Consider the following 13,947-nt stretch of genomic DNA (forward strand, 5'->3'; position numbering starts at 1 on the left):
TTTCTCCTGTTAGCCTTCGAGCAGCCGGGCTGCGATTTGCTGCGGCGTCAATCCGCTGTTGGCGGCGGCAAGCTGGCGTTCGCGTTCGAGATTGCGTTCCAGCTGCACCTTGGCCGCGTAGTACTGCTTCGGCCATGGCAGCGCCGTGTAGCCGATTTTCGCCGCCTCGGTCAGTGTCCACGCGGGATTGATCAGGTGCGGGCGCGCCACCGCGCACAGGTCGGCGCGGCCCGACGCGATGATGCTGTTGGCGTGATCCGCCTCGTAGATGGCGCCCACGGCGATGGTCGGTATCCCCGCCTCGTTGCGGATGCGGTCCGAGAACGGCGCCTGGAACATGCGGCCATATACCGGCTTTTCCAGCTTGCTGACCTGGCCCGAAGAACAGTCGATCATGTCGGCGCCTGCCGCCTTGAACATCCGCGCCACCTCGACCGCGTCGCCGGGAACGATGCCGCCCTCGACCCAATCGTGCGCCGACACGCGCACGCTGATTGGCTTGTCTTCCGGCCAGGCGGCGCGGATAGCAGCGAACACTTCGAGCGGAAAGCGGCAGCGGTTCTCCAGCGAGCCGCCATATTCGTCGCTGCGCTGATTGGTCAGCGGCGAGATGAACGACGACAGCAGGTAGCCGTGGGCGCAGTGCAGCTCCAGCCAGTCGAAACCGGCATCGGCGGCCATTTTCGTGGCGCGCACGAAGTCGTCGCGGATGCGGCGCAGGTCGTCGAGGCTGGCCTCCCGGGCCACCTGCGACACGCCGGCCAGGTACTGCTGCGGCGAGGCCGAGACCAGCGGCCAGTTGCCCTCGTCCAGCGGCAGGTCGGCCCCATCCCACGCCCGCCGGGTCGAACCCTTGGCGCCCGCATGCCCCAGCTGGATTGCGATCTTCGCGTCGCTGTTGGCATGCACGAAGTTGACGATGCGGCGCCACGCCTCCGTGTGCCGCGGCTCGTACATGCCCGGACAGCCCGGCGTGATGCGCGCGTCGGCCGACACGCAGGTCATCTCGGCGCATACCAGGCCGGCGCCGCCCATCGCGCGCGCTCCGAGGTGCATCAGGTGATAGTCGCCGGCCACGCCGTCCAGCGCCGAGTACTGCGCCATCGGCGAGACCACGATGCGGTTCTTCAGCACCGTGCCGCGCACCCTGAACGGCGTGAGCATCGGCGGCATCGGCTTGGCGGCGGCGCGTTTCGCGAGCCCTGCCTGGTCGAAGGCGCGCTGCGCAATCCACCGCTCGAACTGCTCGACGTAGGCTGGATCGCGCAGGCGCAGGTTCTCGTGCGACAGGCGCTGGCTGCGCGTCAGCATCGAGTAGGCGAACTGCTCGGCCTCCATCGCCGTGTAGCGGCTGACGTTCTCGAACCACTCCATCGAATTGCGCGCCGCGCTTTGCAGCTTGAGCACCTCGATCGAGCGCGCCTCCTGGTAGGACGCCAGCACTTCATCGACGCTGCCGCCCTTCGCAAAGCTGCGCGCGAGTTCAATCGCGTCCTCCAGCGCCAGCTTGGTGCCCGAGCCTATCGAGAAGTGCGCGCTGTGGGCGGCGTCGCCCATCAGCACCACCGGCACGCGGCGCCCGTCGATCTCGTTCCAGTGCACCCACTTGCGGCAGGCGATCTTCGGGAAGCGGATCCACATCGCCGAACCGCGCAGGTGCGAAGCGTTGCTCATCAAGTCGTGGCCGCCCAGGTACTTGGCGAACAGGCGCTGGCAGAACGCGATGGCGTCCTGCTGGCTCATTTCGTCCAGGCCGCAGGCGCGCCAAACTTCTTCCGGCGTCTCGACGATAAAGGTCGAGGTGTTTTCATCGTACTGGTAGGCGTGCGCCTGGAACCAGCCATGCGCAGTCTCTTCGAACGCGAAGGTGAAGGCGTCGAATTTCTGGTGCGTGCCGAGCCAGACGAAGCGGCACTGGCGCTGGTCGATCTCGGGCTGGAAGGTGTCCGCGTAGCGGTTGCGGATACGGCTGTTGAGGCCATCGCAGGCGACGACCAGGTCGGCGCCGTACTGCGCGGCGAGCGCCTGGTCGTCGGCGACCTCCAGGCCGAACACCATCTTCACGCCCAGTTCCAGGCAGCGCTGCTGCAGGATGCCGAGCAGCCGAATGCGGCCGATGCCGCAGAAACCGTGGCCGCCGGACGTGATGGTGCGGCCCTTGAAATGGACGTCGATGTCGTCCCAGTGATTGAAAGACTGCAGGATGGCGCGCGCGGTCGGCTCATCGGCGGCGGCCAAGTTGCCCAGCGTCTGGTCGGAAAACACCACGCCCCAGCCGAAGGTGTCGTCCTGGCGGTTGCGCTCGACCACGGTGACTTCGTGCGACGGGTCCTGCTGCTTCATCAGCAGGCTGAAATACAGGCCCGCCGGGCCGCCTCCCACGCAAACAATCTTCATTCCCGCTCCATGGGCCTGATAATACTTTAAGTATAAAGCAATTTGCCGCCGCAACCGAAAAAAGGGCGCCATATTGCGGTAGGATGGCGCACCGAAACCACCTGCTCCGACCATCATGCACGACGCCCAGACCCCCGCCCTCACCTCCACTCCGCGCGGCTGGTTCGCGATTCCCTTGTGGCAGCGCGTGATGGCCGGCCTGGTGCTCGGCGTGATCGTCGGCCTGGCGTGGCCGGCGGCGGCGCCGCAGGTCGCCTTCCTCGGCGACCTGTTCGTCCGCCTGATCAAGATGCTGGTCGCGCCGATCGTGTTCGTGACGATTACCGCCGGCGTGACCTCGCTGGGCGACCCGAAGCGTCTTGGCTCGCTCGGCGGCCGCACCATCGGCCTGTTCCTGTGCACGACTGTGATCGCGGTGTCGATCGGCATGGCGGTGGCGACGCTGCTGCATCCGGGCGTCGGCGCGAAGATTGCCGGCGCGGTGCCCAAGGCGCTTGGCGCCACCAAGACCGTCGGCGAGCAGTTGATCGGCATCGTGCCGCTGAATATCTTCGAGGCGCTTTCCAAGGGCGACATGCTCGCGATTATTTTCGTCGCGATCCTCCTTGGCGTGGGCACGATCACTTCCGGCGAGGCGGGGCGCCCGTTGTCCAGCTTCTTCCAGTCCGCGTCGGCGGTCATGCTGCGTATCGTGACCATCGTGATGGAAGTGACCCCGTTCGGCGTATTCGCGCTGATCGCCAATTCGGTGGCGGCAAACGGCACCGCGGTGTTCGTCAACGTCGGCTGGCTGGCCTTGTGCGTGGTGATCGGTTCGGCGCTGCAGGTGCTGCTGGTGCACGGTGCGTTGATCCGGCTGGTGGCGCGCCTGCCGGTGCTGCCTTTCTTCCGCGGTATCGTGGATGCATTGATGGTGGCGTTTTCCACCGCCTCCAGTTCGGCCACGCTGCCGGTGGCGATGCGCGTGGCCGGCGACAACCTGGGTGTCAAGAAGCCGGTGTTCATGACCGTGCTGCCGCTGGGAGCGGCGATCGGCAAGGACGGCACGGCGATGTATGTCGGGCTGCTTAGCCTCTTCAGCCTGCAGGCGTTGGGCATCGACCTGGCGCCGGGCGCCTACTTCATCGTGCTGTTGACGGCGACGCTGGCCGCATTCGGCACGGCGCCGGTGCCGTCGGCGTCATTGTTCATGCTGGCCGCCGTGCTTGCGGCGGTGGGTGTCGGCGTCGAGCAGACCGCGCTGGTGGTGGGCTTCGTACTGCCGTTCGACCGGCTGCTGGACATGACGCGCACGGTGGCCAGCGCCAGCGCGAACCTGGCAGTGACGACGACCGTAGCGCGCATGGAAGGAGAACTGGACGAAGCGACTTACCGGGGTCGCGGCAAGATTTAGAGCCGCGGCCTAACCTCTGGGGTCAGGTCCGGCGGACCTGACCCCGTACTGCGCGCCGCAGCGTAAATTCAAGTTGAGGCGGTTTTCGCGCGCGACTTGCGCTTTTTCGGCGCCAGCATCGTGCCCAGGCAGCCCGGCGTGCCGCACAGGCACTTGAACTGGGCCTTGACCTTCGCCGTGTGCCGTTCGTCGTACACCAGCGCGTAGTTGTAGTTCAGCTCTTCGCCCGCGTCGATGTGCATCAGCGCGTGTATGTACACCCGGCCGTCGTCCTCGTACGCTTCGCAATTCGGTTCGCAGGCATGGTTGATCCAGCGCGCGTCGTTGCCCTTGGCGCCGCCATCGATCACGTTGCCGTCGTCGAGCGTGAAGAAGAAGGTGTGGTTGACCGGGCCGTCCTTCTCCGCGGTGCGCCGCAGCGCTTCCGGCCAGTCGATATGCTCGCCCTTGTACTCGATGATGCGCTCGCCGGCCTCGATGGCGCGGGTGGCGAATACGCCGTTGCCGTGCACCGGCGAACGCCTGACTTCATAGGATTTGCTGCGGGTAGATAGTTTGCTCATGTCGCTAACAATGATGGACTAAAAAAATTCAGGTGGCGTCGTCTTCGCGGAATTCGCCGGCGCCCTGCCCTGCATCGCCGCGCGCGATTTCTTCCTTGCGCAGCTCGACGCGCCTGATTTTACCGGAGATGGTCTTCGGCAGTTCGCGAAATTCGATACGGCGGATCCGCTTGTACGGCGCCAGCCGCGCGCGCGCGAATGCAAAGATGTCCTGCGCCACCGCGTTGCTCGGTTCGATCCCCGCGATCAGCGTGATGAAGGCCTTCGGCACCGACAGCCGCAATGGGTCGGGACTGGGCACGATGGCCGCCTCCAGCACCAGGTCGTGCTCGACCAGCACGCTCTCCAGTTCGAAGGGGCTGATGCGGTAATCGGACGACTTGAACACGTCGTCGTTGCGGCCGACGTAGAAATAATAGCCGTCGTTGTCGCGCGTGGCGGTGTCGCCGGTGTGATAGTACCCGGCGCGCATCACTTCGGCAGTCTTGGCGTGCTCGCCTTCGTAGCCGAGCATCAGGCCGACCAGGTCGGGCTTGAGCTTGACGGCGATCTCGCCCTCGTCGGACGGATGGTCGTCGATGTCGAGCAGTTCGACGTGATACCCGGGCAGCGGCCGCCCCATCGAGCCGGGCTTGATCAGCTGGCCCGGCGTATTGCCGATCTGCGCGGTGGTCTCGGACTGGCCGAAGCCGTCGCGAATGCGGATGCCCCAGGCCTTCTCGACCTGCTCGATCACTTCCGGATTGAGCGGCTCGCCCGCGCCCACCAGTTCGCGCAGCGGCAGCTTCCACTGCGTCAGGTCTTCCTGGATCAGCATGCGCCACACGGTCGGCGGCGCGCACAGCGAGGTCACGCCGCAGCGCCCGATCACGTCCAGCGTCGCCCTGGCGCTGAAGCGCTCGTAGTTGAAGACGAACACGGTGGCGCCGGCGTTCCACGGCGCGAAGAAGCAGCTCCACGCGTGCTTGGCCCAGCCGGGCGAGCTGATATTCCAGTGCACGTCGCCCGCTTGCAGGCCGATCCAATACATCGTGCTCAGGTGGCCGACCGGATAGCTCTCGTGACTGTGCAGCACCAGTTTGGGCTGGGCGGTGGTGCCGGAGGTGAAATACAGCAGCACCGGATCGTGGGCCATCGTCACGCCTTCGGGCGTGAAGGCGGCGACGGCGGCCGCGCTTTCCGAGAAGTCGCGCCAGCCATCGGCCGCGCCCCCGACGGCGATGCGGGTGAAGTCGCCGGGCATCGCCGCGAACTTGGGGGCCTCGGACGCCTGCGCGATGACGTGGCGAATGGCGCCGCGCTGCATGCGGTCGGCCAGGTCGGCCGGCATCGCCAGCATGCTGGTGGGGACCATCACGGCGCCGAGCTTGATCCCGGCCAGCATGATCTCCCACAGCTCGACGCGGTTCGGCAGCATCAGCAGCACCCGGTCGCCGCGACCGACGCCCTGGGCGCGCAGCCAGTTGGCGACGCGGTTCGAGCGCGCCGCCATCTCGGCGTAGCTGATCGACTGGTCGGCGCCATCGTCGCCGACCACGCGCAATGCCGGCGTATCGTTGCCCCGGGCCTGGACGTCGAAGTAATCGAGCGCCCAATTGAACTCGTTGAGCGCCGGTGCGATGTAGCCGTGGTAGGCGTGCTCGTAATCGGTGCGGTGCTGCTGCAGGAAATCGCGTGCTTCGACAAAGCGTTGGTAAGGGGTCATCGGCCAGCCTCCTGTGCGAATCATGACGAACAGGCATTGTGACATGGAGCGGCGCCGCGTGCCGGTCTTAAAGGGTCTGACCCTTGGGGTCAGACCCAGGTGTGCATGCCTGCAAGCCGCATGATCAAGCGCATCAACCCGGCGGCCAGGCCTAGCGCCAGCACACTGGCAGCCCATATCGCGACCAGCCAGCCCACGCGCCGCAGCCACATGCGCGCTTTCAATGGTAGCCCTCGCCCGCGCGCACCTTGCCGCGGAAGACGTAATACGACCACACCGTGTAGCCAAGGATGAACGGCAGGATGACCAGCGTGCCGACCAGCGCGAAGCCCTGGCTCTGCGGCGGCGCCGAGGCGGCCCAGATCGATACCGCAGGGGGCACGATGTTCGGCCAGATGCTGATCGCCATGCCGGTGTAGCCGAGGAAGATCAGCCCCAGCGCCGCGAGGAACGGACCCAGGTAAGGATCGCCCTTGAGCGATTTCAGCAGCCAGAACACGCAGCCTGCCACCAGCAGCGGCACCGGCGCGAACAGCACGATATTGGGGAAGCTGAACCAGCGCGCCGCCACCAGCGGCTGCGTCAGCGGCGTCCATACGCTGACCACGCCGATGGCGCCCAGCAGCATCAGCGCGAATGGCCGCGCCACGCGGATCATGCGCTGCTGCAGCGCGCCGTCGGTCTTCATGATCAGCCAGGTGCTGCCGAGCAGCGTGTAAGCGATCATCACGCCCACCCCGCTCAGCAGCGGGAACGCCGCCACCCAGTCGAACGGCCCGCCCGCATACGTGCGCCCGTGCACCGGAATGCCCTGCAGGAAGGCGCCCAGGGTCACGCCCTGGAAGAACGCCGCCGCCACGGAGCCGCCGATGAAGGCCTTGTCCCAGATGTGCCGCTCATGGTCGCGCGCCTTGAAGCGGAACTCGAAGGCGACGCCGCGGAAGATGAGACCGAGCAGCATGAAGGTCAGTGGCAGGAACAGCCCGCTGAGGATGATCGAGTACGCCAGCGGGAACGCCGCCAGCATGCCGGCGCCGCCCAGCACCAGCCAGGTCTCATTGCCGTCCCAAACGGGCGCGACGGTGTTCATCATCACGTCGCGGTCCATGCGCTCCGGAAAGAACGGGAACAGCATGCCGATGCCCAGGTCGAAGCCATCCATCACCACATACATGAACACGCCGAAGAAAATGATGATGGCCCACACCACCGCCAGGTCGAATCCCATCGTCATCTCCCCAGGGGCAACTGTTCATTGGCGGCCGACAGCGGCCGGCTCGCCGTGGCCGCGCCGGATTCGGCCGGCCGGCTGGCGTCGAAGTGCTGCGGCCCTTTTCTTACCAGCCTGAACACGTAGGCGATGCCGACGCCGAACACGGAGAAGTACACGACGATGAACAGGCCCAGGGTGAGCGCCAGCGGTGCCGCGCCATGCGGCGACACCGCCTGGCTGGTGCGCATCAGCCCGTACACCACCCACGGCTGGCGCCCCACTTCGGTCGTGATCCAGCCAGCCAGCAGCGCGACCAGCCCGCTCGGCCCCATCCACAGCGCGGCGTGCAGGAACGGCCGCGCAGTGAAGATGGCGCCGCCGCGCCGGTTCCACAGCCCCCAAAGCCCGAGCGCGATCATCGCCACGCCCAGCCCGACCATGATGCGGAACGACCAGAACACGATCGCCGAATTCGGCCGGTCCCGCGGCGCGAATTCCTTCAGGCCCTTGATCTGGCCGTTCCACGAATGCGTCAGGATCAGGCTGCCCAGGTGCGGCACCTCGACGGCGTAACGGGTCGTCTCGGCCTGCATGTCGGGCAGGCCGAACAGAATCAGCGGCAGTCCCTCGTCCCCGCGGTTTTCCCAATGTCCCTCCATCGCGGCGATCTTGGCCGGCTGGTGCTTCAGCGTGTTGATGCCGTGGAAGTCGCCGATCACCGCCTGGATCGGCGCGACGATGACGATCATCCACATCGCCATCGACAGCATCTTGCGCACGGCCGGCGAGTTGTTGGACCGCAGCAAGTGCCAGGCGCCCGAGGAGCCGACGAACAGCGCGGTGCACAGGAAGGCCGCCACGCACATGTGCAGCAGGCGGTAGGGGAAGGACGGATTGAAGATAACGGCCAGCCAGTCGACCGGCACCACCACGCCATTGGCGATGACGTGGCCCTGCGGCGTCTGCATCCAGCTGTTCGAGGCCAGGATCCAGGTGGCGGAGATCAGCGTGCCGGCCGCGACCATGCAGGTGGCGAAGAAATGCAGGCCAGGGCCGACCCGCGTCCAGCCGAACAGCATCACGCCGAGGAAGCCGGCCTCGAGAAAGAACGCGGTCAGCACCTCGTAGGCCAGCAGCGGCCCGGTGATGCTGCCGGCGAATTCGGAAAAGAAGCTCCAGTTGGTGCCGAACTGATAGGCCATCACCAGGCCGGAGACGACGCCCATGCCGAAGTTGACGGCGAAGATTTTGAGCCAGAACTGGTACAGGTCGACGTAGACCTGGCGCCGGGTGCGCAGCCAGCACAGTTCGAGCACCGCCAGGTAGCTCGCCAGGCCGATGGTAATGGCCGGGAACAGGATGTGGAACGACATGGTGAAGGCGAACTGGATCCGCGCCAGTTCAAGGGCCGTAAGACCAAGCATCGCGCAACTCCGGTGCGTCCCGCGGGGATGCGGAACTCACCAGTAATCTACCATCTTCGCCAAACCCTGAGCGCCGCGATTGTCGTACCGGCGAAGGCTGGTACCTATACTGAATCAGCGGATAGGCACCAGCCTGCGCTGGTACGCCAGGCTCAATCCCAGTCGCTGCCGCCGCCGGAGTCCCCGCCGCCGCTGTCCCAGCTGCCTGGATCGGACACCCCGAAATCGTCCCCGCCCATGTCGTAATTCGATGGCGGCGTCTCCATCGGCGTGAACTGCTCCGGATTCGACGAGGTCAGGTTGTTCGCATTCGAATCGTGGTTCGAGCGATTGCCGTCGGTGAACTGATGGGCCAGCGCCTGCCCCGCCACCATGCCCGCACCGAGCGCCGCGCCGGTCGCCAGGCCGCCCATGATCCCCGAACCAATGCCGCCGCCGGGAGCCGGTCCGGCACCGAATGGCGCCTGCCCCGGATTGGCATACTGCGGATACTGCGCCCCCATGCCCGGCGCGCCGGCCGGACCCGCCGTCGGCGAATACCTTCCCTGTGCCGCCTGCGCCGCGGACTTTCTGCGGAAAAACATGACGGCCAGCGCCACCAGTCCGCCGACCAGCGCGATCATGCCCCAGGGAATGCCTCCGCCAGCCGGCGCCTGCCGCTCATAACTCAGGTCGGGCGGGGACAGGCGCGACTGCACCGGCGCCGCCGCCGCGGGCGCGGGGCTCGCCTTGGCCTGCGCCACCACCGACCGCAGCTTTTCCACCGCCGCCGGCTTGGCGAACGGCAACCCCGGCGCCAGCCGCTCGGCCGTCGCCAGCTCGGTGCGGGCGCGCTCGAACTTGCCCTGCTTGGCCAGCAGCTCCGCCTCGATGAAATGCGCCTTGGCGCTGTTCGGGTGGGCCGCCAGCACCTTGTCCATCATGGCCTGCGCCTCGATGAACTTGCCCGCCGCAGCCGCCTCGTGAACCTGATTCATGGTGGGCTCCTGCGCCCACGCCGCCGGCGCCGCACACCAGGCGGCCGCCGCCAATACCGCTATCGCGCCGAATGATCGAATGGACATGTGGATCTCCTTTATCAAGTGAGTCGAATATCGGGGGGCAGGCCCGAATTGTCAAGACGTGCACCCCAACATTAAGAGTAGGTTAAGGAACCATGGATCAGCAAAAATTCCTGTAAGGTGGAGGCTGGCGCCGCATCCGCCGCGTCCAGCCCAGAACCACGTTGAATGAACGATCTCGCACAGTCCCACGCCACCAGTATCAGCCCGGATGTCCTGTACGGCCAGGCCGACCCTTCCCTGCTCAAAGAAGAAATCCTCGCCGACCTGTTCGAAGCGAGCGCCCGGCGCACGCCCGGCCAGATCGCGCTGATCTACGAACAGCGCGAGATCAGCTACGCCGAACTCGATGACCTGGCCACGCTGGCCGCCTCGCGCCTGCTCGACGCCGGCGTCGCGGCCGGATCCATCGTCGGCCTGTGGCTGCCGCGCGGGATCGAACTGCTGGTCATGCAGCTGGCGATCGCCAAGACCGGCGCTGCCTGGCTGCCGGTCGACCAGGACACCCCGGTCGAACGCCTGCAGGTGTGCCTGGACGACGCCGCGGCGATCGGCGTGGTCAGCTGCGAGCTGTTCGCGCCCCAACTGGACGGCGTGGCGCGCCCGGTCTGGACCCACGAGGCGCTGCTCGAGCCGCTCGGCGCCGGCCAAAGCCCGCGCCGCCGCGGCCCGGTGTCGCCCGACGCGCCGGCCTACGTGATCTACACCTCCGGCTCGACCGGCAAGCCGAAAGGCATCCTGATCAGCCAGCGCAGCATCTGCCACTTCCTGCGCAGTGAAAACCTGGTGCTGGGGATCCGCGCGGACGACCGCGTCTACCAGGGCTTCTCGGTCGCCTTCGACATGTCGTTCGAGGAGATCTGGATCGCCTACCTGGTCGGCGCCACGCTCTGGGTCGGACCCAAGGAAATCTCGGGCGACCCGGAAACGCTGCCGCGCATGCTGGCGGCGAACCACGTCACCGTGCTGCACGCGGTGCCGACCCTGCTCGCGCTGTTCGCCGAGGAAGTCGAGACCCTGCGCCTGATTAACCTGGGCGGCGAGATGTGCCCGGAATCGGTGGTCGAGCGCTGGTCGCGCCCGGGCCGCCAGATGTTCAACACCTACGGCCCGACCGAGGCGACGGTGTCGGCCAGCCTGGCGCGCCTGGCGCCCGGGCGCCCGATCACGATCGGCACGCCGCTGCCGAACTACGGCCTGCTGGTGATCGGCACCGAAGGCCCGATCCTCACGCTGCTGCCGCGCGGCGAGATGGGCGAGTTGTGCATCACCGGCATCGGCCTGGCGGCCGGCTACCTTGGCCGCCCCGACCTGACGGCCGAAAAATTCATCGCCAATCCCTGGTCCACCGGCCTGCACGACGCGCGCCTGTACCGTACCGGCGACCTGGCGCGCATCGACGCCGACGGCGAAGTCCAGTGCCTGGGCCGCACCGACGACCAGGTCAAGATCCGCGGCTTCCGCGTCGAGCTGGGCGAGATCGAGACGGTGCTCGCGCAGCAGCCAGGAGTCGGCACGGTCGCGGTCCTGCTGCGCAAGGACGACGGCATCGACCAGCTGGTGGCCTACATCGTGGCGTCAAGCGGCTGCGATCCGGACGGCTCCGCCCTGCGCCACGCGCTGACCGAGCACCTGCCGCCCTACATGGTGCCGGGCCGCTATGAGATGCTGTCCGTGATGCCGCGCCTGACCTCCGGCAAAATCGACCGCAAGGCGCTGAAGGCGATGCCGCTGTCGGCGCCGCCGGCCGGCGCCGCGGGCGAGTCCGACCTGCCCGAAACGCCAGCCGAGACCGCGCTGTTCCGCGAGCTGGCCAAGCTGTTTCCCGGCCAGCCGATCCGGCGCCACGCCGACTTCTTCACCGACCTTGGCGGCCACTCCTTCTTCGCCGCGCGCCTGGCTTCGGCCCTGCGCGCCGATCCGGCCTTTGCCCACGTGACGGTGCGCGACATCTATCACAACCGCGAGATCGGCAAGATCGCCGCCGCGCTGGCCGATGCGCCCGACGCCGCCGCCGCGCAGGCCGACTGGACGCCGCCGTCGGCGCTGGCGCGCTGGCGCTGCGGGGTCGCCCAGGCCGCGGCGGTCCCCTTCCTGGTCACGCTGCGCATGGCGCAATGGCTGGCGCCGTTCTTCACCTATCACTACTTCACCGGTTCGCCGGGCGACTCGGTGCCGCGCGCGATCGCCGCCTCGATTGCCGTGTTCCTGCTCGCGACCCTGATGGAGTTCGTGTTCGCCGTCGGCGGCAAATGGCTGGTGGCCGGGCGCCTGAAGGCCGGCTCGTATCCCCTGTGGGGCCTGACCTACTACCGCTGGTGGCTGGCCGACCGCCTGGTCGAATCGGCGCCGGCCTACCTGCTTGGCGGCTCGTCGCTCTACAACTGGTGGCTGAGGGCGCTGGGCGCGAAGGTCGGCCGCGAAGTGGTGATCGGCTCGATGACCCTGCGTTCGCCCGACCTGCTCGATATCGGCAGCAACGTCAGCATCGGCAACGCCGTCAACTTCGAGAACGCCCGCGTCGAGCGCGGCCGCCTGCTGCTCGGCCAGATCACCGTGGGCGACGACGCCTGCGTCGCCTCCTACGCCGTCCTCGAAGGGAATACCGAAATCGGCGCGCTCGGCCACCTTGAAGGCCAGGCCGCGCTGGCCGACGGCATGCGCGTTCCAGCTGGCCGCGTCTGGGGCGGTTCGCCCGCGCGCGACATCGGCGCCTTCGAATCGCAGGTGCCGCCGCGGCCTGCCGTCACCCGCTTGCGCATCGCCGGCGAGGCCGTATTCTTCGTGTTCGGCATGCTGCTGATCTCCACGCTGTTCTTCATGCCCGTGTTCCCGAGTTTCGTGCTGATCGACTGGTTCGACGAGCGCGAGCTGCTGCCATGGCTGTCCGGAGACCAGGTCACCGTGCAGCTGGCGCGCTACTTCGTGCTGGCCTTCCCCGCCAGTGCGGTGCTGATCCTGCTGACCGCGCTGGTATCGGCCGGCATTCGCTGGGGCGCCATGCCGCGCCTGAAGCCCGGCAGGTCCGCCATCCACAGCAACACCTATTGCCAGAAATGGCTGGTCAGCCACATCCAGGAATCGAGCCTGAACGTGCTGCACGGGATTTACGCGACCGTGTTCGCACCGTTCTGGTATCGCCTGCTGGGCGCGAAGGTCGGGCGCGACGCCGAGATCTCGACCGCGCTCGGCGTGGTGCCGGACATGCTCACGCTGGGCGACGAAACCTTCATCGCCGACGCCGTGATGCTGGGCGACGAACAGATCGACGGCGGCTGGATGACCATGCAGCCGACGGTGGTGTCGGACCGCAGCTTCGTCGGCAACGGCAGCTACATCCCGGACGGCACGGTGCTGCCCGAGCGCGTGCTGGTCGGCGTGCACACCCACGCGCCGGCCAACGAGCGCATGAAGAGTGGCGACACCTGGCTAGGCTCGCCGCCGATTCACCTGCCGGCGCGCGAGGAAGTGAGCGGCTATCCCGAGTGGCTGACGTACCGGCCGTCGCCGCTGCGCCGGCTGGGCCGCACCCTGGTCGAAGCGTTCCGCATCGTCGCGCCGCACGCGGTGGTGATCGCGGTCGGCTACACGGTGGTGCTCGACGTGGTGCCGATCGCCGGCGCCGGCCGCTGGGGCGCCGTGGTGATCGACCTGGCGCTGGCGGGCCTGATCTACGGCATCGGCAACTACCTGTTCGTCATGGCGTTCAAGTGGCTGCTGCTGGGACGCTATCGCAAGCGCGCGGAGCCGATGTGGACGCCGTTCGTCTGGCTGTCCGAAGGCGTGACCAACCTGTACGAAGGCATCGCCGTGCCCAACTTCATGCGCTACCTGCGCGGCACGCCGTGGCTGCCGCTGGCGTTCAACGCCTTGGGCAGCAGGATCGGCCGCGGCGTCTACCTCGACACCACCGACATCACCGAATTCGATTGCGTGACGATCGGCGACTACAGCGAGCTGAATGCGCTGGCGTGCCCGCAGACCCACCTGTTCGAGGACCGCGTGATGAAGATCGACCACGTCGTCATCGGCAGCAAGGTCTACATGGGACCGCGCAGCGCGGTGCTGTACAGCGCCAGGGTCGGCGACAACGCCCGCCTCGGTGCGCTGACGCTGGTGATGAAGGGCGAGCATATCCCGGCCGGCACCAGCTGGGCGGGCTGTCCCGCGGGGCCGGCGCGATGAGCTTCG

General features: G+C 67.3%; 9 protein-coding genes. 2 read left to right on the plus strand and 7 right to left on the minus strand.

Annotation, left to right across the window (positions count from 1 at the left end; genetic code table 11):
• Window positions 1–9: 9 nt before the first annotated feature.
• On the minus strand, window positions 10–2,397 hold the full coding sequence (locus tag AC1D02_RS04400) for a bifunctional salicylyl-CoA 5-hydroxylase/oxidoreductase (protein ID WP_477314119.1): 2,388 nt from the start codon (window positions 2,395–2,397) through the stop codon (window positions 10–12).
• A 115-nt stretch (window positions 2,398–2,512) separates the two neighbouring features.
• Here AC1D02_RS04400 and AC1D02_RS04405 point away from each other — a divergent pair, with 115 nt between their 5' ends.
• Window positions 2,513–3,790 carry a dicarboxylate/amino acid:cation symporter gene (locus AC1D02_RS04405; protein WP_477314121.1) on the plus strand — a complete coding sequence of 426 codons (1,278 nt, stop codon included), beginning with the start codon at window positions 2,513–2,515 and terminating at the stop codon, window positions 3,788–3,790.
• Window positions 3,791–3,858: 68 nt separating this feature from the next.
• Here AC1D02_RS04405 and AC1D02_RS04410 read toward each other — a convergent pair whose 3' ends face one another.
• The 6 genes from AC1D02_RS04410 to AC1D02_RS04435 form a co-directional block, all read right to left on the minus strand.
• Window positions 3,859–4,353, minus strand: a complete 495-nt coding sequence (locus tag AC1D02_RS04410; RefSeq protein WP_477314123.1) for an SET domain-containing protein — start codon at window positions 4,351–4,353, stop codon at window positions 3,859–3,861.
• A 28-nt stretch (window positions 4,354–4,381) separates the two neighbouring features.
• Window positions 4,382–6,058, minus strand: a complete 1,677-nt coding sequence (locus AC1D02_RS04415; protein WP_477314125.1) for an AMP-binding protein — start codon at window positions 6,056–6,058, stop codon at window positions 4,382–4,384.
• A gap of 89 nt (window positions 6,059–6,147) precedes the next feature.
• Window positions 6,148–6,270, minus strand: a complete 123-nt coding sequence (locus AC1D02_RS04420; protein WP_477314127.1) for a DUF2474 domain-containing protein — start codon at window positions 6,268–6,270, stop codon at window positions 6,148–6,150.
• A gap of 8 nt (window positions 6,271–6,278) precedes the next feature.
• Window positions 6,279–7,286 carry a cytochrome d ubiquinol oxidase subunit II gene (gene cydB, locus AC1D02_RS04425; protein ID WP_477314129.1) on the minus strand — a complete coding sequence of 336 codons (1,008 nt, stop codon included), beginning with the start codon at window positions 7,284–7,286 and terminating at the stop codon, window positions 6,279–6,281.
• Window positions 7,287–7,288: 2 nt separating this feature from the next.
• The gene (locus AC1D02_RS04430) at window positions 7,289–8,695 is read right to left on the minus strand and encodes a cytochrome ubiquinol oxidase subunit I (RefSeq protein WP_477314131.1); all 1,407 of its coding nucleotides are present in this window, start codon (window positions 8,693–8,695) and stop codon (window positions 7,289–7,291) included.
• A gap of 152 nt (window positions 8,696–8,847) precedes the next feature.
• A complete protein-coding gene (locus tag AC1D02_RS04435; protein ID WP_477314133.1) occupies window positions 8,848–9,759 on the minus strand; it encodes a tetratricopeptide repeat protein in 912 nt (303 codons plus the stop codon).
• Window positions 9,760–9,924: 165 nt separating this feature from the next.
• Between AC1D02_RS04435 and AC1D02_RS04440 the strand changes: the two genes are divergently transcribed.
• Window positions 9,925–13,941 (plus strand): Pls/PosA family non-ribosomal peptide synthetase, encoded by a 4,017-nt coding sequence (locus AC1D02_RS04440; RefSeq protein ID WP_477314135.1) that lies wholly within the window; start codon window positions 9,925–9,927, stop codon window positions 13,939–13,941.
• The last annotated feature ends 6 nt before the right edge of the window (window positions 13,942–13,947 follow it).

The sequence above is a fragment of the Massilia sp. P1_C10 genome (assembly GCF_056406475.1).